Source organism: Rhodoblastus acidophilus (assembly GCF_025961575.1).
Taxonomy (GTDB): domain Bacteria; phylum Pseudomonadota; class Alphaproteobacteria; order Rhizobiales; family Beijerinckiaceae; genus Rhodoblastus; species Rhodoblastus acidophilus_C.
The window spans coordinates 1-21,522 of record NZ_JAOQNX010000036.1 but is presented as its reverse complement, the minus strand read 5'-3'; the positions used below and the strand labels follow the sequence as shown (position 1 = coordinate 21,522).

General features: G+C 64.5%; 21 protein-coding genes. 11 read left to right on the top strand and 10 right to left on the bottom strand.

Annotation, left to right across the window (positions count from 1 at the left end; genetic code table 11):
- Positions 1 to 26: 26 nt before the first annotated feature.
- Genes eutC through eat form a run of 3 tightly spaced genes read right to left on the bottom strand, consistent with a single transcriptional unit; the run spans position 27 to position 3,636 of the window.
- Entirely contained in the window at positions 27 to 800 is a 774-nt protein-coding gene (gene eutC / locus M2320_RS20075; RefSeq protein ID WP_264598805.1) for an ethanolamine ammonia-lyase subunit EutC, read from the bottom strand.
- Positions 801 to 807: 7 nt separating this feature from the next.
- On the bottom strand, positions 808 to 2,190 hold the full coding sequence (locus tag M2320_RS20070; RefSeq protein ID WP_264598804.1) for an ethanolamine ammonia-lyase subunit EutB: 1,383 nt from the start codon (positions 2,188 to 2,190) through the stop codon (positions 808 to 810).
- Between the two features lie 12 nt (positions 2,191 to 2,202).
- Positions 2,203 to 3,636 (bottom strand): ethanolamine permease, encoded by a 1,434-nt coding sequence (gene eat, locus M2320_RS20065; RefSeq protein WP_264598803.1) that lies wholly within the window; start codon positions 3,634 to 3,636, stop codon positions 2,203 to 2,205.
- Between the two features lie 282 nt (positions 3,637 to 3,918).
- On the opposite strand from eat, the gene dnaN reads away from it, so the two are divergent.
- Positions 3,919 to 5,034, top strand: coding sequence for a DNA polymerase III subunit beta (dnaN, locus tag M2320_RS20060; protein WP_184429372.1), 1,116 nt, complete (start codon positions 3,919 to 3,921; stop codon positions 5,032 to 5,034).
- A 219-nt stretch (positions 5,035 to 5,253) separates the two neighbouring features.
- Positions 5,254 to 5,631 (top strand): response regulator transcription factor, encoded by a 378-nt coding sequence (locus M2320_RS20055; protein ID WP_184429373.1) that lies wholly within the window; start codon positions 5,254 to 5,256, stop codon positions 5,629 to 5,631.
- Positions 5,632 to 5,886: 255 nt separating this feature from the next.
- Here the strand turns inward: M2320_RS20055 and M2320_RS20050 are convergent, their stop codons facing one another.
- Complete coding sequence (locus tag M2320_RS20050; RefSeq protein WP_264598802.1) at positions 5,887 to 6,369, bottom strand: GNAT family N-acetyltransferase; 483 nt, start codon at positions 6,367 to 6,369, stop codon at positions 5,887 to 5,889.
- Positions 6,370 to 6,390: 21 nt separating this feature from the next.
- Here M2320_RS20050 and M2320_RS20045 point away from each other — a divergent pair, with 21 nt between their 5' ends.
- Entirely contained in the window at positions 6,391 to 7,374 is a 984-nt protein-coding gene (locus M2320_RS20045) for a polysaccharide deacetylase (RefSeq protein ID WP_264598801.1), read from the top strand.
- On the opposite strand, the gene M2320_RS20040 is transcribed toward M2320_RS20045, so the two are convergent.
- Positions 7,375 to 7,629 (bottom strand): hypothetical protein, encoded by a 255-nt coding sequence (locus M2320_RS20040; protein ID WP_184429376.1) that lies wholly within the window; start codon positions 7,627 to 7,629, stop codon positions 7,375 to 7,377. It lies immediately after the preceding gene.
- A 157-nt stretch (positions 7,630 to 7,786) separates the two neighbouring features.
- On the opposite strand from M2320_RS20040, the gene M2320_RS20035 reads away from it, so the two are divergent.
- The 3 genes from M2320_RS20035 to M2320_RS20025 are packed head-to-tail and all read left to right on the top strand — an operon-like array spanning position 7,787 to position 9,790.
- On the top strand, positions 7,787 to 8,026 hold the full coding sequence (locus tag M2320_RS20035; RefSeq protein WP_184429377.1) for an exodeoxyribonuclease VII small subunit: 240 nt from the start codon (positions 7,787 to 7,789) through the stop codon (positions 8,024 to 8,026).
- A 4-nt stretch (positions 8,027 to 8,030) separates the two neighbouring features.
- Positions 8,031 to 8,915: a pirin family protein gene (locus M2320_RS20030; protein ID WP_264598800.1), complete on the top strand. Its 885-nt coding sequence runs from the start codon at positions 8,031 to 8,033 to the stop codon at positions 8,913 to 8,915.
- Entirely contained in the window at positions 8,912 to 9,790 is an 879-nt protein-coding gene (locus M2320_RS20025; protein ID WP_264598799.1) for a 4-(cytidine 5'-diphospho)-2-C-methyl-D-erythritol kinase, read from the top strand. The genes M2320_RS20030 and M2320_RS20025 overlap by 4 nt, the downstream gene beginning before the upstream one ends.
- A gap of 177 nt (positions 9,791 to 9,967) precedes the next feature.
- Here the strand turns inward: M2320_RS20025 and M2320_RS20020 are convergent, their stop codons facing one another.
- Positions 9,968 to 10,909: a hypothetical protein gene (locus tag M2320_RS20020; RefSeq protein WP_264598798.1), complete on the bottom strand. Its 942-nt coding sequence runs from the start codon at positions 10,907 to 10,909 to the stop codon at positions 9,968 to 9,970.
- 278 nt (positions 10,910 to 11,187) lie between these two features.
- Here M2320_RS20020 and M2320_RS20015 point away from each other — a divergent pair, with 278 nt between their 5' ends.
- A complete protein-coding gene (locus M2320_RS20015; RefSeq protein ID WP_264598797.1) occupies positions 11,188 to 11,835 on the top strand; it encodes a haloacid dehalogenase type II in 648 nt (215 codons plus the stop codon).
- Positions 11,836 to 12,021: 186 nt separating this feature from the next.
- Here M2320_RS20015 and M2320_RS20010 read toward each other — a convergent pair whose 3' ends face one another.
- The 3 genes from M2320_RS20010 to M2320_RS20000 are packed head-to-tail and all read right to left on the bottom strand — an operon-like array spanning position 12,022 to position 14,371.
- Complete coding sequence (locus M2320_RS20010) at positions 12,022 to 12,309, bottom strand: hypothetical protein (RefSeq protein WP_184429382.1); 288 nt, start codon at positions 12,307 to 12,309, stop codon at positions 12,022 to 12,024.
- Positions 12,310 to 12,332: 23 nt separating this feature from the next.
- On the bottom strand, positions 12,333 to 13,496 hold the full coding sequence (locus M2320_RS20005) for a lytic murein transglycosylase (RefSeq protein WP_264598796.1): 1,164 nt from the start codon (positions 13,494 to 13,496) through the stop codon (positions 12,333 to 12,335).
- Between the two features lie 8 nt (positions 13,497 to 13,504).
- Positions 13,505 to 14,371 (bottom strand): DMT family transporter, encoded by an 867-nt coding sequence (locus M2320_RS20000; RefSeq protein WP_264598795.1) that lies wholly within the window; start codon positions 14,369 to 14,371, stop codon positions 13,505 to 13,507.
- A 167-nt stretch (positions 14,372 to 14,538) separates the two neighbouring features.
- Between M2320_RS20000 and M2320_RS19995 the strand changes: the two genes are divergently transcribed.
- From M2320_RS19995 to M2320_RS19985, 3 genes are all read left to right on the top strand, one after another.
- On the top strand, positions 14,539 to 16,176 hold the full coding sequence (locus M2320_RS19995) for a mucoidy inhibitor MuiA family protein (protein WP_264598794.1): 1,638 nt from the start codon (positions 14,539 to 14,541) through the stop codon (positions 16,174 to 16,176).
- 183 nt (positions 16,177 to 16,359) lie between these two features.
- Complete coding sequence (locus M2320_RS19990; protein WP_264598793.1) at positions 16,360 to 17,271, top strand: SphA family protein; 912 nt, start codon at positions 16,360 to 16,362, stop codon at positions 17,269 to 17,271.
- 68 nt (positions 17,272 to 17,339) lie between these two features.
- Positions 17,340 to 17,735, top strand: coding sequence for a VOC family protein (locus M2320_RS19985; RefSeq protein ID WP_264598792.1), 396 nt, complete (start codon positions 17,340 to 17,342; stop codon positions 17,733 to 17,735).
- A 186-nt stretch (positions 17,736 to 17,921) separates the two neighbouring features.
- Here M2320_RS19985 and M2320_RS19980 read toward each other — a convergent pair whose 3' ends face one another.
- On the bottom strand, positions 17,922 to 18,848 hold the full coding sequence (locus M2320_RS19980; protein ID WP_264598791.1) for a hypothetical protein: 927 nt from the start codon (positions 18,846 to 18,848) through the stop codon (positions 17,922 to 17,924).
- A gap of 168 nt (positions 18,849 to 19,016) precedes the next feature.
- Here M2320_RS19980 and M2320_RS19975 point away from each other — a divergent pair, with 168 nt between their 5' ends.
- Positions 19,017 to 21,374, top strand: coding sequence for an FdhF/YdeP family oxidoreductase (locus M2320_RS19975; RefSeq protein ID WP_264598790.1), 2,358 nt, complete (start codon positions 19,017 to 19,019; stop codon positions 21,372 to 21,374).
- The last annotated feature ends 148 nt before the right edge of the window (positions 21,375 to 21,522 follow it).

Sequence of the window (21,522 nt, the reverse complement as noted above, 5' to 3'; positions counted from 1 at the left end):
GTTTCGCCGAAACCCCTGCAACCGCCTCAGGTTGCCGACAGTTCCGGCCGCGCTTCCCTTGCAAGCGTCAGGCCATCCGCGTCGGTTTCATCCTTGAGCCGGACGCCGCTGTAAGCGAGGCGCCGCGCCTCATTGAGCAGATAAACAGTCTTGCGCGCGGCGGCGTCGAAACTCAGGCCCTCCGGCCTGATGTTGGAAATGCAATTGCGGTCGGCGTCGGTGCGGCCTTTTTGCGGCGCCCAGGTCAGATAAAGGCCCATGGAATCCGGCGAGGACAGGCCGGGGCGTTCGCCGATCAGCACGATCACGGCTTTGGCCTGCAAGGCCGCGCCGATCTCGTCGCCCAGCGCCACCCGGCCCTGCAGCGCCAGCGCGACGGGACCGAGCGAGAATCCGCCCAGCATGGGCAGCAGCGACGCCAGGAACGGACCGACATTGTTCTCGATGGCGAAGGAGGACAGGCCGTCCGCCACCACCAGCGCGAGATCGCAAGGGTTTGGCCGCAACGCCGTGCGTGAAGAATCGTCGAGGCGGCGGCCGAGGTCGGGGCGTTGCAGATAGGTGGCGCGATCCGGCGCGGCGCTGTGCGCACGCACCACATCAAGAGTGTGGCCGCGCAAAACCGCTTCGACCGCGTCGGCGTCGAGCGGGCGGTGCACGGCGTCGCGGGCGCGGGCGTGGTCGAACTGGAAATCGAGATGGGCGGCGGTGGGCAGGCTGGCGCCGGCGCGGCCCAAGGCAATGCGCGCGGCGGTGAGGCGGCGCAGTTCGGTCCAGGGATTTTTGATGACTTCGCTCATGGCCGCCTCACGAAAACGCCAGGGCGCGCATTTGCGACGGCAGGGTATCGCTGAGTTTTGCCCGGGCGGCATCGACAAAAATCCCGGCTTTTTCCAGCCATTCCGCAAATTCCGGGGCGGGCGCGAGATTGAGCACGCGGCGGGCATAGAGGGCGTCGTGAAAGGACGTCGTCTGATAGTTGAGCATGATGTCGTCGGACCCGGGAATGCCCATGATGAAATTGACGCCGGCCGCGCCGAGCAAAGTGAGCAGAACGTCCATGTCGTCCTGGTCGGCCTCGGCGTGATTTGTGTAGCAAATGTCGCAGCCCATGGGGACGCCGAGCAGTTTTCCGCAAAAATGGTCTTCGAGGCCGGCGCGGATGATCTGCTTGCCATTGTACAGATATTCTGGGCCGATGAAGCCGACCACCGTATTGACCAGCAGCGGCTTGAACGCCCGCGCCACCGCATAGGCGCGCGCCTCCAGGGTTTGCTGGTCGACGCCGTGATGCGCCTCCGCCGACAGCGCCGAGCCCTGGCCGGTCTCGAAATACATGACATTGTCGCCGAGCGTTCCGCGTTTCAGCGACAAAGCGGCGTCGCGGCCCTCCCTGAGCACGGCGAGATCGACGCCGAAACTGGCGTTCGCGGCCTGCGTGCCGGCGATCGACTGGAACACGAGGTCGAGCGGGGCGCCGCGTGAAATCGCCTCGATGCTGGTGGTGACATGGGTGAGCACGCAGCTTTGCGTCGGGATCTCTTGCCGCGCGATGATCTCGTCGAGCATGGCGACCAGTTTCATCACCGCCGGAATCGAATCCGAGGCGGGATTGATGCCGATCACCGCATCGCCCGAGCCATACATCAGGCCGTCGAGCACCGAAGCGGCGATGCCAGCGGGATCGTCGGTGGGGTGGTTGGGCTGCAGGCGCGTGGAGAGACGACCCGGCAGCCCGATGGTGTTGCGGAATTTCGTGACCACCCGGCATTTGCGCGCGACCAGAACAAGGTCCTGCGCCCGCATGATTTTTGACACGGCCGCCGCCATTTCCGGGGTCAGGCCCGGCGCCAGAGCCGTGAGCCTCGCCTCATCGGCGGCGTCGGACAGCAAAAAATTGCGGAAATCGCCGACGGTGAGGTGGGACACGGGGGCGAAGGCCCCCGCATCATGGCTGTCCACGATCAGCCGCGTGACTTCGTCGGCTTCATAGGGGACGACCTGTTCGTTCAAAAAGGTTTTCAGCGGCAGCTCGGCCAGGGCCCATTGCGCGGCGGCGCGCTCGCTGTCGTCGCGGGCGGCGATCCCGGCGAGGGCGTCGCCGGAACGCGCCGGCGTCGCCTTGGCCAGCAAGCTCTTCAGATCGTCGAAGCGATAGGTCTGTCCACGAACGCTTTGCGCATAGGCCATGGCCGCTCTCCCCTACGCTTTCACGTCGATCGCCAGTTCCGCCGGCGTCTCGATCATCGTGTCGAGCGGCGCCTCCTCGCGGCTCCTGCGGGTGAGCGCGAAATAGAGGTAGGCGACGGCGATCATGCCGACCAGCACGCCGGTGAGCAGCAAATTATACCAGACCAGCGCGATCAGCGAGATCACCGCGAAGACGAGCGCGACGGCCGGGAACACGGGATAGAGCGGGGTCTTGTAGGGACGCTCCATCTGCGGCTCGCTGGCGCGCAGCTTGAACAGAGCCGCCATGCTGACGATATACATGATCACCGCGCCCATGGCCGAGAGCGTGACGATATTGGCGGTCAGCGACTGGCCGTTGAAGCTGAGGATGTCGTCGCTGAAAATGGCGACCAGACCGACCGCGCCGCCCGCCAGAATGGCGTTGTGCGGGGTGCGGAAGCGCTTGTTGACCTTGGAAAAGCCCTTGGGCAGGTAGCCGGCGCGGGCCAGAGCGAAAATCTGGCGCGAATAGCCCATGATAATGCCGTGGAACGAGGCGATCAGGCCGAACAGGCCGATCCACACCAGCATGTGCAGCCAGTTGGAATTTTCGCCGACGATGAACTGCATGGCCTTGGGCAGGGGATCGTTGATGTTGGACAATTTGGTCCAGTCGCCGGCGCCGCCAGCGAAGAGCATCACGCCGAAGGCCAGGACCACCAGAGTCACAATGCCGGCGATGTAAGCGATGGGGATGGATTTCTTCGGGTTTTTCGCTTCTTCGGCGGCCATGGCGACGCCTTCGATCGCCAGGAAGAACCAGATGGCGAAGGGCAGCGCGGCGAACATGCCGGAGACGGCGCCCAGCGAAAATTGATCCGCGCCGGACCAGCCGCCCTTGACGAAATTGGCGAAGCTGAAGCCCGGCGACACCACGCCCATGAACACCAGCAATTCGATAATGGCGAGCACGGTCACCAGCAGTTCGAAGGTCGCCGCGATTTGCACGCCGATAATGTTCAGCGCCATGAACAGCGCATAGGCGCCGGCCGCCGCATATTTCGGGTCGAGCGCGGGAAATTGCACGTTGAGATAGGCGCCGATCGCCAGCGAAATGGCCGGCGGCGCGAAGACGAATTCGATCAGCGTGGCGACGCCGGCGATGAACCCGCCCTTGTCGCCGAAGGCGTGGCGCGCATAGGCGAAGGGGCCGCCGGCATGGGGAATGGAGGTGGTCAGTTCGGTGAAGGAGAAGATGAAAGTGGTGTACATCACCGCGATGAATACGGTGGAGGCGAGAAAGCCGAGCGTGCCGGCGGAGGCCCAGCCATAGGACCAGCCGAAATATTCGCCCGAGATCACCAGACCGACGGCGATGCCCCACAATTGCAGCGTGGACAGGGTCTGTTTCAATTCGTGATGGGTCACCTTGCCGTGGTGATGACCCGGTGTGAATCCGGACATGGTCGCTCCTTGCGCTTTCGCCGGCCACCGGGCCGACACAAATCCGTTAAAATCTAGACTTTGGTCTGAGCCCCCCGCTATCCAGGATCGGCAAAGCGCCGCAAAAAGCGTAACAGTTTGTTTCCTCTGTCCTTTTATCCAGACACGCGGGACCGGAGGGCGCGCGGCGCCGTGGATTTCACCGGATACGGCAAATGCCGTGGACGAATGGCGCAAAACGCTTGCCTTGTGCGCCGCAGCGGGGCAGTCTTGCCCCCCTTTTGTTGGTTCCGGTTCGCGAAAATGAAAGTCACGCTTGAGAGATCGGCTTTGCTCAAATCGCTGGGGCACGTGCATCGCGTGGTCGAACGGCGCAACACGATTCCGATCCTGTCCAACGTCCTGCTCAGCGCCAGCGGCGAGGGCTTGCAGCTCAAGGCGACCGACCTCGACCTGGAAGTGACGGAAATCACCCCCGCCGACATCGGCCAGAAGGGCGCGACCACCTTGCCCGCCCACACGCTTTACGAGATCGTGCGCAAATTGCCCGATGGCGCGCAAGTGTCGCTGGAAGCCGGGGACAACGGCCAGCTGCAATTGCGCTCGGGGCGCTCGCGCTTCAATCTGCAGAGCCTGCCGGAAAGCGATTTTCCCGATCTCGCCACCGGCGACCTCACCCATGCCTTCAAAATCCCCGCGGCCGAACTGAAGCGGCTGATCGACAAGACCCAATTCGCCATATCGAGCGAGGAAACCCGCTATTACCTCAACGGCGTGTTCATGCATGTCGCCGAGGTCGACGGGCAGGCGTTTTTGCGCGCGGTCGCCACCGACGGCCACCGGCTGGCGCGGCTGGAGACGCCGGCGCCTGCGGGCGCCGTGGGCATGCCCGGCATCATCATTCCGCGCAAAGCCGTGGCGGAAGTGCAAAAGCTGATCGAAGACCCCGAGGCGGAGATCGGCGTCGAGCTTTCTTCGACCAAGATTCGGTTCTCCATCGGTCCGGTGGTGCTGACGACCAAACTGATCGACGGCTCCTTCCCCGATTACGCGCGGGTGATTCCGACCCAGAACGACAAGTTTTTGACGGTTGAGCGAAAAGATTTCGCCGAGGCCGTGGACCGCGTCTCCACCATTTCCTCGGAGCGCGGACGCGCGGTGAAACTGGCGGTGTCGGACGGCAAGCTGGTCCTGTCGGTCACCAATCCGGATTCCGGCTCGGCGGTGGAAGAGCTGGAAGTCGATTATGACGGCGCCGCCCTCGAAATCGGCTTCAACGCCCGCTACCTCCTGGATATCGCCGGGCAGCTCGACAGCGACACCGCTCTGTTCAAGATGAATGATTCCGGCTCGCCGACCATCATCGCGGACCGCGACGGCGCCAGCGCGCTTTACGTTTTGATGCCGATGCGGGTCTGAGCAGACGCGATCACAAGGATGTGAGAGCCCGGCGACGTTGCGGTATATTTTGCCTGCAACGTCCTGGGTTTACGCCTGTATCGGCAAATGCGTCCGGCCGGCTCGCCTCGCCGGTTGTGTGAATGCAATCAGAAAGTTAATGGTCTGTTAACTTCTTTGAACGCATCATTTTTTACTAAAATTGTTCCAATCGGCTCGGCGCCGCCTCGGGGGATCGCCATGCAAGCCATCTGTGTCATCGACGACGACGTCCTCATCCGCATCGGCCTTGAAATGGCTTTGAAAAAGGAAGGGTTTGATGTCCGCGCCTTCTCGTCGGGGTGCGAATTCCTGGAAGAAGGCGACTTTTCCGAAATCGGCTGCATCGTCACCGACATCGAAATGCCCGGTGGCGTCACCGGCCTCGATCTCCTCGCCGAAACCCGCAAGACCGCGCCCGACTGCCCCGTCGTGGTGATGACCGGCAAGGGCGAAGGCGCGTTCCGCTCCGCCGCCCTGGCCCTCGGCGCCCGCGCCTATATCGAAAAGCCGGCCTCGCCGCGAAAAATCCTCGACGCCATCGCCGGCGCCATGCGGCCCGCGGTGCTGGCCGCGTAAACTTTCCTGACGAAGCTGAAGGCAACGCCCCTGCCCCTCACCCCCGCCCCGCTTTAGCGCACGGCTGTCCGGGGAAACAATATTGGTTGTGTTTCCCAGCGCGATTTCAACCCAAGAACGTCATGCCCGGGCTTGTCCCGGGCATCCACGTCGGCCCGCCGGGAAAAACCTCCGGCAGTTCGCATTGCGGCGCCGCGTGGGTGGCCGGGACGACGCCCGGCCATGACGACATCAAGTTGCATCGCAACGCCGACATTAGCGTATCTGTGGAACCGACAATTTCCCCGGACAGCCGTGCGCAAGCGGGGAGAGGGAGAGGCTCTTCGCCAGAAACACGCGACTCGCGCCGGGTGGAAAGTTCTCGATCCTTCCGGTGACGACAAAACCCCGGCGCTGATAAAACGCGCAGGCGGAGGCGCTGAACGTGTCGAGATAGATCCCGACGCAATTGTTTTCACAGGCAAAATCCTGGGCGCGCGCCAGCAGCGCGCCGCCGAGGCCCACGCCCCGGGCCTGCGGCGCGACGTAGAATTGCGCGACATAGAGCCAGCGCCAATGGATCACGCCATTGACGCCGCCGACCACATCGCCGCTGGCGCCGCGGGCGAGCAAAGCAAAACTGCGCTCGTCGCGCGGGCCGAATTCGGCCGCGACTTCGGCGCCGAGCGCCTGACCCACGCTCTGCGCCGCGCTGGACTCGCGGGGCGCAAGCTCGATAGAAAAGATCGGATCATCCATGGTTTGACGATGAAGCGATTTTTGACCGCCCTGGCAATAGCGGCGTTTTCCTGCTCTGGCGCACGCGCCGGCGTGGATTGCGCCGCGCCCGTCGACATTGCCGCGCCGCTCGGCGAGGTGAAGCCGCTCGAGCGCGTCACCGACTACCGACTGAAAATGCTGGAAAGCTGCACGCGTGACGCCAGCAAGACAAGCGCGCTGGCGATTCGCGCCATGGTGGTCGATGGCGAAGAGCTGTTGCTGATGGTCGACCCCGAGAGCCTGCAGACCCGGCTGGAGCGCGCGGCCTGCTGGACCTGCCGCGAAGCCGGGCCGGAGGCGAAGGACACGCGCTATCTCAAGGCGGTGGAAGCTTTTGCGGCCAGCAAGGGGAAAAAACTTCCCAAAAACGCCAATTATCTTGAAAACGCCGGCCTCACCCATGGCGGGGACAAAGGCGCATTCGTCACCGGCGACCTCTGCCCGTCACGAAAACCGCTCGACCGGGCGTTTTTGCAAAAACTCGAGACGCAAAAACATGCGCCCGTGTCCCTTTCGGTCACCGGCGCATGGGTCAGACATCATCACGAAGATTTCACCTGGCTGCGGCGCGAGAAGGCGGAAGGCCGCCTGAACATCCTGTGGGTCAATCACTCCTTCACCCACCCGTTTCGGCCGAGTCTGCCTTACGGGGAGAATTTCCTGCTGACTCCCGGGCTCGACCCGGAGGACGAGATCGCCGATGTCGAACGCTTGCTCATCGCCAATGGCGAGACGCCCAGCGTGTTCTTCCGCTATCCCGGACTCATCTCCGACACGGCCTGGGCGTCGCGGCTGCGCGAGGCCCATTTGATCCCCCTCGGCGCCGATTCCTGGCTGGCCCTTACGGGCAAGGCGCCAAGCCCGGGCGGGGTCATCCTCGTCCATCCCAACGGCAACGAACCCGCGGGATTGGCTCTGTTCGACCGGCTCAACCAATTGGGAGCGCTGCCAAAACCTTTTCGTCCGCTCATGGAGGCTCCCTGATCAGCCGCAGGCGAGGCGCTGGTGGGCGTTGGCGCGCGAGCGCGGCTCGAAGCAATGGTCGGGCGGATCGCGGCCGAACACGCTGTTGCGCACATCGCTGGCGGTCGGCTGCGGCGTCCGGTCGATCAGGACGGCGGGCACGACTTGCGCGGCGGCGGGCTTCGGCGCGGCGGCCCGCGCCGGCGCGGCCGGCTGATACGCGAGAGTCGCCAGCCCGCCCAACACGCCGGTGACCAGGAATAAACGAGTGAACAACGCTGACTGCCTCATGTCCGCCCCCGAAATGATGCTTCGGCGATCCAAGAGGTAGCGCGTCCCTTGCCTCGATTCGAATCACAAGCTCGTGTACTGCGACGGCGTCTGCCGGGGTGGTAAAGTTTCGCGGACACCCCCACGTCCAATTGGAGCGCGCATGCAAACGAAGGATTCACCCCTGACATTCGAGGCCGCCATGCGCGAACTCGAGGAGATCGTCACCGCCCTGGAAAAGGGCAATGTCGATCTCGACAAGAGCATCGCGCTCTACGAGCGCGGCGAGCAGCTGAAGAAACATTGCGACGCCCTGCTCAAGAACGCCGAGGCGCGAATCGAGAAGATCGTGCAAGGCGCCGACGGCGCGGCCAAGGGGGTGGAGAAACTCGACGTGGAGTGAGAATATGAGCGCATCGGTCGAAGCCCAGATCATTCCGCCGCTGCGCGACATCGGCGGCTTCGGCGTGCGGCGCGCCCTGCCCGCGCCGAATCGGCGTTCGATCGGACCGTTCGTGTTCTTCGACGAAATGGGGCCGGCGGATTTCGCCGCCGGGCAAGGCATGGATGTGCGCCCGCACCCGCATATCGGCCTCGCCACCCTCACCTATCTGCTCGACGGCGCGCTGTTCCACCGGGATTCCTTGCGCAACGACCAGGAGATCACCCCCGGCGCCGTCAATCTGATGGTGGCGGGGCGCGGCATCGTCCATTCCGAGCGCTCGCCGCAGAAATTCCGCACGGCGGGCGGGCGGATGGCGGGCTTGCAGTTCTGGCTGGCGCTGTCGCAGGCGGAGGCCGAACGTGAGCCGCGGTTCGACCATTTCGACGCCGGGCAGATACCGGCCATCGCCGGCGACGGATTTCGCGGCCGGGTTGCGATCGGCCGCTGGGATGGCGTCACCGCCCCGGTGCATAATCATTTCGGCCCCTGCGCGCTCGCGGACATCGCGCTCGACGCCGGCGCGGTCTATGAGATCGGCGCCGATTACGAGGAGCGCGCGCTCTATCTGATTTCCGGCGTGCTCGAAATCGACGGCAAGGGTTTTGCCGAAAAATGCCTGATCGTGCTGAAACCCGGGGAAAACGTTGTTGTGCGCGCCAAAACCGCCGCCCGAATCGCTTTGGTCGCCGGCGATCCCATGGACGGGCCGCGCTACCTCTGGTGGAATTTTGTCTCCGCCAGCCGCGAGCGCATCGTTCAGGCGCGGGAGGACTGGATTGCCGGACGTTTTTTGGGCATTGAGGGAGACGCGGAATTCATTCCGGCTCCCGAACTGAAAGCGCTATGATCAAAAATCCCAGAACCGCCCGAGCGCCCGCGAAAATCAATCTCACATTGCACATCGAGGGTCGGCGCGCCGACGGCTATCACGAGCTGACCAGCCTGGTCGCTTTCGCCGGCGCCGGCGATTTGCTGAGTTTTGAGCCGGACACGCAATTCTCGCTCGCAGTGTCAGGGCCGACCGCCATCGAGGCGGGCGACGGCGGCGACAATTTGGTCGCGAGAGTCGAGCGCGCGCTCCGGGCGGAAAAGCCCGATGTTTCGACCGGCGCGTTCCATTTGACCAAGCGCCTGCCGGTCGCGGCCGGCATTGGCGGGGGCTCTTCGGACGCCGCAGCCGCGCTGCGCCTGCTCGCGGCGGCAAACGGCATCGCGCTCCACGCGCCCGCGCTCTACGAGGCGGCGCGGCGCACCGGCGCGGACGTGCCGGTCTGCCTCGATCCCCGCGCCAAATTCATGCGCGGCATTGGCGAAAAGCTTGGGCCGACGTTAAAGCTGCCGGCGCTGCCCGCCGTGCTGGTCAATCCGCGCGTGCCCGTGGAAACCAAGGCGGTGTTCCAAAAACTCGGGCTGAAGCCGGGTCAGGGCACGGGGTACGGGCCGCATCCCGCTGTGACCGACGGCATGGATTTCGAAAGTTTTGTGCGCGTGCTGAAAAAAGGGCGCAACGACATGGAGGACGCGGCCTGCGTGATCGCGCCCATCGTCGGCCATGTGCTGTCAACCCTTTCGGGCGCGCGCGGCTGCCGTCTGGCGCGCATGTCGGGGTCCGGGGCCACCTGTTTCGCCTTGTTCGAGACCTGCCGGCAGGCCGGCGCGGCGGCCAAGGCGATCTCCGCCGCGCATCCGGAATGGTGGGTGAAGCCGACGGTTTTGCGGTAGGCCACTGAGACATTCGCGGACCGCCCTCGCCCTTCGAGACGGCCCCTGACGGGGCCTCCTCAGGATGAGGGCTACTTTTATAGTAGATGAGGGCTACTTTTATAGTAAAAGCCCTCATGGTGAGGAGGGCGCGTCAGCGCCCGTCTCGAACCATGGCCATGGGAACGGCCCCGAACATCACACGCAATTGGCGTCCTCGTTACGCGAACGCAGGTAGCGGTCGAAGGCGCGCTCCAGATCCGGCTTGTCGCCGGAAAATTCCAGCACCCCAAAACTGTTGCGGATCAGGTCGTTGACCGGGTCGAACTGGTGCTGCACGAACATGTCCCAGCGCCCCACATAATTGCGCCGCACCTTGGAGCCGTGAAAAATGTGCTCGACGGCAAAGGGCAGCGCGCCCACCTTGCCCTTCACATATTCGCGGGCCCGCGCCTCCCAGCGCCGGACCGCCTGGAGGTAATTGCCGTTCGCCTTGCTGTGCACGGAATTGTCCCCGAACCCGGCCAAAGCCAGCGCCATGTGATGGTCGCCCGAGCCCATGCCGCCGACCTCGAACAGGCCGCCGAGCTTATCCAGGATTTCGCGGGTGTAGGCCCAGGCGTAGCCGCTGTGCGGATAGTCATAGGGGCCGCCGTCCGACTTCCACATTTTCGCGCCATTGGGCGCGACCGGCTGGCCCGCATGCAGCAGAGAGGCGAAACTTCTGTGCACGCCGATCAGCTCGTCGTTCGGTCCGAGATCGTAACAGATTTCCCAGGGCTGGATCACCGGATAGAGGTGCAAAGCGTTGATCACCTCCTTGGCCCAGCCGGGCCGGCGGAAGACGATATCGGCGTCGAAGGAGCCGAAATATTTGGCGTCGGCGGGGGAGCGCGCAAACCCGATGTTCATCAGGTTTTCCTTGTTCCACACCAGGGTTTTGGCCCGCACCGGCACATAGGTGATGCGCGGGTAATCCGCGAAGGCCTCGAGCTCGTAGGGACGGTCGCCATAGGCGCATTCGACCAGGGTGACCCGGACCTCGGGCTCTTCCAACCAGGAGCCGATCGCCTTGCGCGCCGTCGAGACGCGGCTTTTCCATAGCAACGGATTGGCGATGACTGTCACGATGTCAAGCATTTCCCCCCCACAAAGCTGCGTTGAGCTTTCCTGGCGCCAGTTGTCGAATGATGGATTCCAAACGGGCGCGCTCGTCCTCTGTCACATCGCGTGATTCTATTGGGGCGCGCCTCAATTTCTAGTTGTAGTTAATCGAATTCGCGGGAGCCAGCAAGAGCTTGGGCGGAGGTTGCCCGTCGAAATTTTCGTGGGATCAAATGCTTGGGCGTTGTTGCGCCAAAGCCATAGAAAAGCCGCAATGCCGCCAGCTCCTCACGGAGGAATTTTGGGAGGGCGCGATGGCCGCGGTTTACGTGTTCGATGCCTATGGCACTTTGTTCGACGTGCATTCCGCCGTCGCGCGCTGCCGGTCGCTGCTGGAGCCCCGCGCCGAAAATCTCTCCGAGATCTGGCGGACCAAGCAGCTCGAATATACGTGGACGCGATCGCTGATGGGCGCCTACCAGGATTTCGACACGCTCACCGCGCAGGCGCTCGACTTCGCTGCGGCGCGCTGCGGCGGGATTTCGGCGGAGGCGCGGGCCAAACTGCTGGAGGCCTACAAGGACCTCTCGGCCTTTGCCGACGCGGCGCCGGCTTTGGAGCGGCTGCGCGCTTCGGGAGGCGCCTGCGTGATCCTCTCCAACGGCACGCCGCCGGCGCTGGCGCGCGCCGTGGCGGCGGCGGGCCTGGGCGCCTGGCTGGACGAATCCCTTTCGGTCGATCCGCTGCGGCTCTACAAAACCGCGCCGCAAGCCTACGAGCTGGTCTTGCGCCGCTACCGGGTGGCGCCGCAAGAGGTCGCCTTCCAGTCCTCCAACCGCTGGGACATCGCCGGGGCGAAGAAATTCGGCTTTTCCACCAATTGGATCAATCGGTCGGGCGCGCCCGACGAATATGCCGACCTCGCCCCGGACCGGGTGCTGTCGAGCCTCGCCGAGCTGTGACGCGAGCAAAAAAAAGGCCGCTGCGAACAGCGGCCCAAGTCTAGGGAGGAAACGCCCAAGGAGGGCATGCAGCACAGGCGAGGCCCGCGCTACAGGTGCGAATTTATGTTGCGGCGCACAAAATGTCAACCCGCATTGCTGCGTTGCATCATTTGCTCCCTTGCAAAGTTCAACCTGAGCGTGTGCTTACTGAACCGTATGGTCCTTGTTGAAGCCGCGGTTGAGCATGATCGCCTGGGGCGCGCCGGAGGCGTCGCGCCATTTGGCGCGGCAGACCTGCGGGCCGCACCAGATTTCCGGGAAGTGATACAGCGGCTGGCCCTTGCCGGTGCGCGCGCCATAGGTCACGTCGGGCTTCCAGCCCTGGGCGAGCAGCGCCGCGCGCGCCTGCTCGTAGGGCGTGCCCGAGGCCACCTGGGCGAGCGCGGGGGACGCCAGCAGCACGGCGACAGCCGCGAAAAGCAGTTTGTTCATTCATTTCTCCATGGGAAGGCGCGCTATGGATTGGCGCGCAAAAGCTCAAGCACCGCGCGTGAGGGATAGCCATCGGCCCTGGCGACGCCGGAGCCGCGCTGAAAGGCGTGGATGGCGAGCCGGGTGATCGGACCGAATCGCCCGTCGATCTTGCCATCATAGAGGCCCCTGGCGACAAGGCCGCGCTGGATGGCTTCGCGCTCGGCCTGGGTCAGCGGTTGCGCCTCCACGGGCCAGGGCTGGCGCAGGGCCGTGCGGCCGGCCAGGCGCTCCGCGAGCACGGAGGCGGCGAAGGCGTAGGAATCCGAGAAATTATAGGCCTTCAGCACGAAGAAATTCTCGCTGAGCAGGAAGGCCGGGCCGCTCGCGCCGGCGGGAAAGAACAGCATGGCCACGCCCTGGCGCGGCAGCGGATAGCCCTCGAGCGTCTTGAACCCCGCCGCCCGCCAGGCGGAAAAATCCTGTTTTAGGGCCGCATAGTCGAAATTTTCCGGCGCGCGAGTCTCGATCAGCGGCGCGAGGCCCTGGACCCAGCCGCTTTCATGCAGAAAATTGCCGATCGAGAGCAGCGCGTCCGGGGCGCTCCAAATGTCCGGCATGCCGCCGGAGGCGCTTTTCGCATATTTGAGATAGGCCGAGGGCATGAATTGCGGGTCGCCCATCGCGCCGGCCCAGGACCCCTTGAGCTTTTCGCGCGGAAGACCCTTTTGCAGCAGCACCAGGCCGGCGACGAATTCCTGCGCGTAAACCGGATTGTCCGGATGCAGGAAGGCGAGCGTCGCCAGCGTGCGAAAAATGTCGCGGTCGCCATGGGAGCGGCCGAAATCGCTCTCCATGCCCCAGAGCGCCACGATCATTTCGACGGGAACTTCGGTGGCGCGCGAGGCCGAGGCCACGGCAAGCCCGTATTTGGCCGCGCTGTCGCGGCCGATCTTGACCCGCGCCGGCGAGGCGGCGTCGTCGACATAGGTTTTGAGCGGCCGGGTGAACTCGCCCTGCCCCGCGCGCTTGCCGGCGAGCGACGGGTCCTGGCTCAGACCGCCCGCGACCGAATCGAACAGGGCGTCGGGGACGCCCGCCGCATTGGCGGGACCGCGCAGGGTGGCGACGAAGGCGGAAAAATCGTCGGCAAAGGCCGGGGTCGCCGCCAACGCGGCCACGAAAGTCAGAAATCCGCGTCGGTCCATGTCAAATCTCAGTTGCGGCCACCCCATTCGGCCAAGGCTATGCCAGACAAGCCCAAAATCATGGCGCCGGCGTGGTAGAGGTGAAATGGCTCCGACAGCAAAGCTATCGCAAAGACGGCGCCGAACAAAGGCGTCAGATTGGTGAAGATTCCCGCCCGTCCCGGCCCGATCAGCTCCACCGCGCGCATGAAGAAAATCTGCGAGATCAGCGAGGGAAACAGCGCGACGAACAGGACGAACAGCCACCCCCTTGTCGTCGGCCAGAAAAAGCCGCCGGAGGCGATCTCGTAAGCCAGGAACGGCAGCGATTCGACGAAGGCGGCGAGCGCCATGCCGGAGAAGAAGACGAGGGGCGCAAGCGGCGGGCGATCGCGCAGCGCCAATGTGTAGAGCGCATAGAGCAGGCAGGCGACCAGCATCATGGCGTCGCCGGCGTTCAGGGAAATCTGGCCGATGGCGAAAAAATCGCCGCGCGTGGCGATCAGCCCGGCGCCGCTGAACGACAGCAACATGCCGGCGATTTGCAACGGACGCGCCGGCAGGCCCTTGAACAGCGCGCCCAGCGCCAGCACCGCCGCCGGAATCACCCCTTGCAGCAGGACGATATTGACGGCGCTGGTGCGCGCGCCCGCCAGATAAAACAGCACGTTGAAGCCGGTGTAGCCGGAGAGCGCCATCAGCGCGAGATAGGTTTTGCGCGCCCGCAACATGGGCGCGGCTTTGCGAAAATCTTTCCAGACGAAGGGCAGCAGCACGGCGCATACCACCAGCCAGCGCAAGGTGACCAGGGTCAGCGGCGGAATCTGGCCCACCGCGGCGCGACTGATCACGCCATTCGCGCCCCACATGGCGGCGGTCAGCACAAGCAGGGTCACTGCGCTTCCATTGAGCGCGGCGCGGGCGCGAATCCAGGCTGTCATGGCGCGACTGTGGCGCAAGCCGGCCAAAAGTCCAGATTTGCCGGGGCAAGCACGGTCTTGCGTCGAAAAAAACGCGCAATCGGACTGTCTGATCCCGGGGAATTTTGCGGAGTGAATGTCTTATGCGCCTTTTCCTCTCCCTTTCCGCGCTCTCCCTTGCAGCCCTGTGCCTCGCCTGCCCCGCGCTGGCGGCCGACATCGAGGCCTCCTCGCGGATCGAATCCGTCACCCTCTATCCCGACGCGGCGCAAGCGACCCGCAGCGCCGAAATTGTGTTGCCGGCCGGGGCGAGCCGGGTGGTGCTGCGCGATCTGCCCGCGGCGCTCGACGCCGCGACGCTGCAAATTTCCGGCGAGGGGGACGGCGCGCTGACGCTGGGCGCGGTGGACGTGCGCCGCACGCCGGCGCCCAAACCCGACGGCGGGTTTGAAACCAAGCTGAAAGGATTGCAGGACGAACGCGAGGCCGCGCAAATCAAAGTGGACGCGCTCGCCGCCAAACTGGCGATGATCCAGGAGTTTTCCCGCAAAGGCCCGCAACCCGGCGAGGAGAAGGCGGTCACCGCGCAGGACTGGAGCGCGGCCTTCGATCTGGTCGGCAATGCGCTGACCAAGACGGGAGACGAATTGCGGCAGGCGCGCGCCGTCGTCGCGGAGGTCGACACACGGATCAAGGCGCTGGAGGCGACGCGGCCGGCGCCCGCCCCGCGGGGCGCCGCGCAGGATGTCGCCATTGATGTGGAGGCGCCCGCGGCGGGCAAATATCGGCTGAGCCTGACCTATCGGCTGCATGGGGCGCGCTGGACGCCGGCCTATGAGGCGCGCCTGACCACGGACAAGAAAACCGCCAAACTCGAATTTCTGCGCCGCGCCTCGATCAGCCAGCGCACCGGCGAGGATTGGAGCGCGGTGAGCCTGACGCTCGCCGCCTTCCCCGCCGCCTCCCGCGCCGCCGCGCCGGAGCCGCAGCCGCAGCGCATCGAATTTTTCGAGGTCGCGCCGATGGGCGCGGTGATGCGGTCCGCGCCGGCCCCGGCCGCGGCGCCGCCGATGCTGGAGGAGGCCGATGGCGCGCGGCTGAAAAAAGCCGCGCGGCCGCAAATGGCGCAGATCGACTCCAACGGCATTCAGGCCTTTTTCCGCGCCCCGGGAAAAGTGAGCCTCGCCTCCGACGGGACGACGAAACTGGTCGCGCTGTCGGCGCAGACGCCCGCCGTAGACCTGAGCTGGAAGACCGCGCCGGCGCTCGATCCGCGCGCCTTCCTCTCCGCCCATTTCGTCAATGGCGAGGAGGCGCCGCTGCTGCCCGGCCCCGTCACCCTTTACCGCGACGGCGCGATGATCGGCCAAGCCTCGCTGAAACTGATCGCGGCGCAGGAGGGCGCGGATCTGGGCTTTGGCCCGGACGAACGCGTGACCGTCACCCGCGCGCCGATCAAGCGCAAGGAAAATGAGCCGACCTGGTACGGCCAGACCAAGACGGAGACCCGCGAATTCAAGACTGTGCTGAAAAACCTGCACGATTTCCCCGTCGACCTGCTGGTGGTGGATCAAACCCCCTATTCGGAAAACAACGCCATCACCGTCGAACTTTTGGCGTCGCAGACGACGCCGGGCGCGGAAAAGGACCCGGAGGGCAAGCGCGGCCTGCTCAACTGGCGCCTGTCGCTGGCGCCGGGCGAAAGCAAGGAGCTGCGGCTCGCCTATCGGATGAAATGGCCGGCGGATCGGGAGGTGCTGGTTCCCGGCGCCGGCGGGTGACGGCGCCTCCCGCCCGACCCAGCTGAAAAGTCACAAGACTTTCAACAAGCAAAGCCAAATGTGACGAAATAGCAACTTGGACCTGCTTTTCATCAAGCCAAGCCAAGGCAAGCTGTGCCTTGGAATCTCCGAATGTTATCCTGGCGTTAATGTCTGGCGCCGGGCCAGCTTTCGGAGACCCTCATGCGCCTTCTGCGACCCCTTCTGCTCAGCGCCGCCGTCCTTTGCGCGGCGCAACCGGCCGGCGCCGTGGAATATACGGTGGGATTGTACAGCCTCGGCAGCGGCGCGGTCGGCGCAGGGCAATTGCCGCCGGCCGGCTTCTATTTCACCACCGCGGTCAATGCGCTGCACCTGGACAAGTCGATCTCGACCCCGTTCGGCGCCACGCTCTCGGCCCAGGCCAATATCGCGCCCACTTTCGTCGGCAATATTTTGGGCGTGCTGCCGCAGGACGTGCTCGGCGGACATCTGGCGCTGTCGCTGACCTCCGGCTTCAGCGAATCGACGGTGACCGCGGCGCTCGGTCCGATCCAGAGATCGACGCAGGGCTGGGGCGCGGCGGACACGATTCTCGGCGTCGCGCTGGGCTGGCAGCTCTCGCCGACCTTCTCGCACAAGATCAGCTTTTCCCAATGGCTGCCCACCGGCCGCTACGAACCCGGCTTCTTCCCGATCGTCGGCATGAACCGGCCGGGCAGCAATTTCTCCTGGGGAGCGACCTATATCGAGCCGACCAATGGGATCGAAGTCTCGGGGACGGCGGGTTTCACCATCGAAGGCTATAATGCCCAGACCGCCTATCATTCCGGCGACGCGCTGCATTTCGAGGAAAGCATTTCAAAACATTTCGGCAATGGGTTCCGCGCCGGCGTCTATTCCTATCAATACCAGCAGGTCACGCCTGACACCGGCGCGGGCGCGCGGCTCGGTTCGTTCGAGGCGAGCGCCGTCGCCATGGGCCCGACCTTTGGCTATATGACGATGATCAACGACCATCTCGTCTCGTTCACGCTTCAGGGCGCGCATGAAGTCGCGGTGAAGAATCGCCTCGCGCAGACCTCCGGAATCCTGTCGGCCACCTACAAGTTCTGAAGCTCGGTTTTCTGCGGGGAGCGGCGCTATACTCCTCGCGTCGCGCTTCGCGACGCGAGGAGTTTTGCATGGCCAAGGCGATCCACGCCATGATCCGCGTTCTCGAGGAACAGCGGTCTTTGGACTTTTATGACAAGGCGTTCGGGCTGAAGCCGTCCTATCGGCTCGATTTCCCCAGCTTCACCCTGATCTACCTGCGCAATGCCGAAAGCGATTTCGAGCTGGAGCTGACGGTCAACAAGGACCGCGCCGAGCCCTATACGCATGGCGACGGCTACGGCCATATCGCCGTGGTCGTGGACGATCTCGCCGCCGAGCACGCCCGGTTCAAGGCCGCCGGCCTCAACCCGCTCGACATCAAGGAATTCGCGCCAGACGGCAATCTGATCGCGCGGTTCTTCTTCGTGCAGGACCCCGACGGCTACAAGATCGAGGTTTTGCAACGCCACGGCCATTACGTGTGAAAAAACCTTGGCAGGCGACTGAAAACGTCCCGTTGCGATGGCCATGGTTCGAGACGGCTGCTTCGCAGCCTCCTCACCATGAGGGATTTCTCGATATATATCATAGAGTAGCCCTCACCCTGAGGAGCCCGCCTTGGCGGGCGTCTCGAAGGGCGGGGGCGGTCCACGGCTTTTTCCAGCACGCCGTCAGACCCCCGCCAGGGCGAACAGGGTTTTGAGCGAGGGCGGCGGCGCGCCCGCCATTTCCTGCTTGAGGAAGGCGAGCAGCGCGCGCTCGGCGGAGGTCAGCTCCGGCGACAGAAGCGCCAGCAGCCAGCGCGTCTCCTCGGCATCGACGCGCTCGGCGGCGGCCCGTTCGACGGATACCGCGATGTTGCGCGCGCGCAGGCGCTCGTCGGCGCGTTCGCCCACATCTTTGAGGTCGTCGCGCGTCGGCAGGCTGACGCCCGAAAACATGCCGGTCAGAAATTGCCCCATGCTCGGCGGCGGGCTGTTCTCAAAATCGTCCAGCTGCTGCCGCTCCTCGCGTGAAAAAATCTTGTGGGCGACGCCCATCAGGTGATTGCCGACGGCCTGGGCGAACAGGCGGTCGAAAGCGGGATCGACGGAGCCCGGCGCGCCCGCATGGGCGATGCGGAACAAAGCTTCGGCCTCGGTGCGGGTGACGTGAAGCGCGGCGTCTTCATCCGGCGCATAGACCGCGCAGCGCAGCGCCTCGACATCCCGCGCGTCGATGTTTCCCGCGGGATGGTCGCGACGCCCCAACACAATCGCCTCCTCGATCTCGGCGAGCAGGAATCGCGGCAGCGAGTCCGGGAGGCTGAGCGCGCGCGCGATCGTGCGCGTCAGCAGGCGGATTTCGACGTCATAGGGCAGCGGATGCGAATGGATCGCGCCGATCAGCCAAGCCGCGTCCTTGGCGCTGACATAGCGCGCGGGCTCCACCTGCTCGACGATCAGTTCGATGGCGATGTCGGCAAGCAGATCGGCGTATTCGGGGCCGGCGCCGTGAAGCGTGAGCGCCCGCAAAAAATCCTCAGGGGTGACGGCGCCCTTGCCGAAAATGTCGCGGCGCAACGCGGCGACTTCATTCGAAAGCATTGCATTGGCCATGGCGGAAAATCCTTTTGAGAAATTCTCCGAATTGTCCGGGCCGCGCCTTGCCGCCAAGTAAAGAGCGGACGCCAGATAGAAGAACAGCTAATTTTCAGCTAACGCCGGGAGCGGGGAACCGCCCGCGCGACCGCACGTTGGGCTGCAAATCCCTCCATGCGGTTCAAAATGTCTCAGCCCCCTTCCCGCGATCACAAGAAAACACAGGATGACGTTTTTCCGGTCAGGCCGGACGAGCCGACCGGCGGCTGGGGGTCGCTGCGCGGCATCAATTCGATCCGGCGGCGCGAACGCCCGCCCGTCGTCCCCGCGCTGCAGACGCTGATGAACCAGAACAAGCAGGGCGGCCACATGTGCACCTCCTGCGCCTGGGGCAAGCCGGCCAAGCCGCATTTTTTCGAGTTTTGCGAGAACGGCGCCAAAGCGACGCTTTGGGACCTGACCAGCGACCGCTGCACGCCCGAATTTTTCGCCCGCCACACCGTCTCCGAACTGCGGCGCTGGCCGGATTTCAATCTGGAAATGCAGGGCCGGCTCACCGCGCCCTTGCGCTACGATCCCGCCAGCGACCGCTATTTGCCCTGCTCGTGGAACCGCGCCTTCGCCGAGATCGGCGCGCAACTCAAGGCGCTCGAGCCAAAATCCACGGTGTTCTACGCCTCGGGCAAGGCGAGCCTGGAAGCCTCCTATCTCTACGCCTTGTTCGCGCGGGCCTATGGCCACAACAACCTGCCCGACAGCTCCAATATGTGCCACGAGACCACCTCGGTGGCGCTGAAGAAGAGCATTGGCGTGCCCGTCGGAACCTGCGTCTATTCCGATCTCGACTGTTGCGACGCGATTTTCTACTTCGGCCAAAATCCGGGCGGGAACAGCCCGCGCATGTTGCATCCGCTCCAGGATGCGGTGCGGCGCGGCTGCAAGATCGTGACGTTCAATCCATTGCGCGAACAGGGGCTGCTCAAATTCGTCAATCCGCAGGACCCCGTCCAGATGCTGACGGACCGGCCAACCGATCTGTCCTGTCTTTATTTTCAAGTGCGGCCCGGCGGCGACATCGCCGCGCTCCTCGGCGTCTGCAAACATGTGATCGCCGCGCATGACGCGGCCATCGCGCAGGGAAAACCGCCGGTGCTCGACGTGCGTTTCATCGCGCAGCACACCCATGGTTTTGAGGAATTTCTGGACAAGGCGCGGGCGACGGATTGGGCGGAAATCGAGCGCGTCTCCGGACTGTCGCGCGAAAACCTGGCCAAAGCGGCAAAGGTTTATGCCGAGGCCCGCGCGGTGATGGGGATTTATGGCATGGGACTGACCCAGCATGTCCATGGCTCGCAGAGCGTCGGCATGCTGGTGAACCTGCTGCTGCTGCGCGGCAATATCGGCCGCCCCGGCGCAGGAATTTCGCCGGTACGCGGCCATTCCAACGTGCAGGGCCAGCGCACCGTCGGCATTGCCGAAAAGCCGGAACTGGTCCCGCTCGACCGGCTCGCCGAACTCTACGATTTCTGCCCGCCGCGCGAAAAGGGTTTGAACACCGTCGAAGCCTGCGAGGCGGCGATCCGGGGGGATTTGAAGGCGTTCATCAGCCTGGGCGGGAATTTTGTCCGCGCCGCGCCCGATCATGCGCTGGTCGAGCCGGCGTTCGAAAAACTCGACCTCACCGTGTTCATCGCGACAAAACTCAACCACAGCCACACCGTCCACGGCAAGACCTCGTTCCTGCTGCCCTGCCTGGTGCGGGAAGAGCAGACCAGGACGATCTCGAAGCCGCAGGTGGTGTCGATCGAGGACACGTTTAGTCATGTCATCGCGTCCCTGGGAACGCGGCGGCCGGCGAGCCCGACCCTTCTGCCCGAGACCACCATCGTCTGCGGTCTCGCCAAAGCGACGCTGCCGCACAATCCGAAACTTTTGTGGGACGCGTGGAAGAACGACAATGCGTCCATTCGCGACGCCATCGAGCGGACCTATCCGGAGGAGTTCAAGGATTTCAATCGCCGCATGTATCAGCCTGGCGGGTTTTACCGGGGCAATGCCGCGCGCGACCGCGTGTTCAAGACGCGCTCCGGCAAGGCGGAGTTCACCGCGCCCACCACGCTGTCGGCTCTGGGCCTGGGCGATGCGGCGGGGCGCTACCATCTGGTGACGCTGCGCTCCAACGACCAGTTCAACACCACCATTTACGGCTTTGTCGACCGGCTGCGCGGGCTGGAGGGGCCGCGCAACATCGTGCTGATCAGCCCGGCCGACATGCGCCGGGCCAAGCTGAAAGAGCACGAGCGCGTGACCCTGGTCTGCGATGTGGACGATGGCGTGACGCGGGAGGTCGGCGACTTGATCGTCACGCCCTATGCCCTGCCCGACGGCTGCGTCGCCGGCTATTATCCCGAGTTGAACCCGCTCCTGCCGCTGTCCTCACACGACCTGGAATCGAAAACGCCGGCGGCCAAGGGGATTCCCGTGCGCATCAGAAAGGCGAACGGGGTTTTTGTTGGCGGGCTGGAGCAGAGGTTTGGGGTGTAGCAGGCTGCTGAAAAACCCGTGGACCGCCCCCGCCCTTCGAGACGCCCGCTCGCGCGGGCTCCTCAGAGGCTGTGACTTAATCTCTGTCCCTTCGCTTGTCTGATGAGTTGGGTGTGGGGACAACCAGCGTGCTTGCGGGGTCCCTCTT

Excerpts from the sequence above, each read along its gene's own strand:
- M2320_RS19990 (WP_264598793.1), top strand. The coding sequence starts at position 16,360 with ATGCGCCTTCTGCGACCCCTTCTGCTCAGCGCCGCCGTCCTTTGCGCG.
- dnaN (WP_184429372.1), top strand. The coding sequence starts at position 3,919 with ATGAAAGTCACGCTTGAGAGATCGGCTTTGCTCAAATCGCTGGGGCAC.
- M2320_RS19980 (WP_264598791.1), bottom strand. The coding sequence starts at position 18,848 with ATGGCCAATGCAATGCTTTCGAATGAAGTCGCCGCGTTGCGCCGCGAC.
- M2320_RS20035 (WP_184429377.1), top strand. The coding sequence starts at position 7,787 with ATGCAAACGAAGGATTCACCCCTGACATTCGAGGCCGCCATGCGCGAA.
- M2320_RS20030 (WP_264598800.1), top strand. The coding sequence starts at position 8,031 with ATGAGCGCATCGGTCGAAGCCCAGATCATTCCGCCGCTGCGCGACATC.
- M2320_RS19985 (WP_264598792.1), top strand. The coding sequence starts at position 17,340 with ATGGCCAAGGCGATCCACGCCATGATCCGCGTTCTCGAGGAACAGCGG.
- M2320_RS20055 (WP_184429373.1), top strand. The coding sequence starts at position 5,254 with ATGCAAGCCATCTGTGTCATCGACGACGACGTCCTCATCCGCATCGGC.
- M2320_RS20025 (WP_264598799.1), top strand. The coding sequence starts at position 8,912 with ATGATCAAAAATCCCAGAACCGCCCGAGCGCCCGCGAAAATCAATCTC.
- M2320_RS20050 (WP_264598802.1), bottom strand. The coding sequence starts at position 6,369 with ATGGATGATCCGATCTTTTCTATCGAGCTTGCGCCCCGCGAGTCCAGC.
- M2320_RS19995 (WP_264598794.1), top strand. The coding sequence starts at position 14,539 with ATGCGCCTTTTCCTCTCCCTTTCCGCGCTCTCCCTTGCAGCCCTGTGC.
- M2320_RS19975 (WP_264598790.1), top strand. The coding sequence starts at position 19,017 with ATGTCTCAGCCCCCTTCCCGCGATCACAAGAAAACACAGGATGACGTT.
- M2320_RS20020 (WP_264598798.1), bottom strand. The coding sequence starts at position 10,909 with ATGCTTGACATCGTGACAGTCATCGCCAATCCGTTGCTATGGAAAAGC.
- eutC (WP_264598805.1), bottom strand. The coding sequence starts at position 800 with ATGAGCGAAGTCATCAAAAATCCCTGGACCGAACTGCGCCGCCTCACC.
- M2320_RS20010 (WP_184429382.1), bottom strand. The coding sequence starts at position 12,309 with ATGAACAAACTGCTTTTCGCGGCTGTCGCCGTGCTGCTGGCGTCCCCC.
- M2320_RS20070 (WP_264598804.1), bottom strand. The coding sequence starts at position 2,190 with ATGGCCTATGCGCAAAGCGTTCGTGGACAGACCTATCGCTTCGACGAT.
- eat (WP_264598803.1), bottom strand. The coding sequence starts at position 3,636 with ATGTCCGGATTCACACCGGGTCATCACCACGGCAAGGTGACCCATCAC.
- M2320_RS20015 (WP_264598797.1), top strand. The coding sequence starts at position 11,188 with ATGGCCGCGGTTTACGTGTTCGATGCCTATGGCACTTTGTTCGACGTG.
- M2320_RS20005 (WP_264598796.1), bottom strand. The coding sequence starts at position 13,496 with ATGGACCGACGCGGATTTCTGACTTTCGTGGCCGCGTTGGCGGCGACC.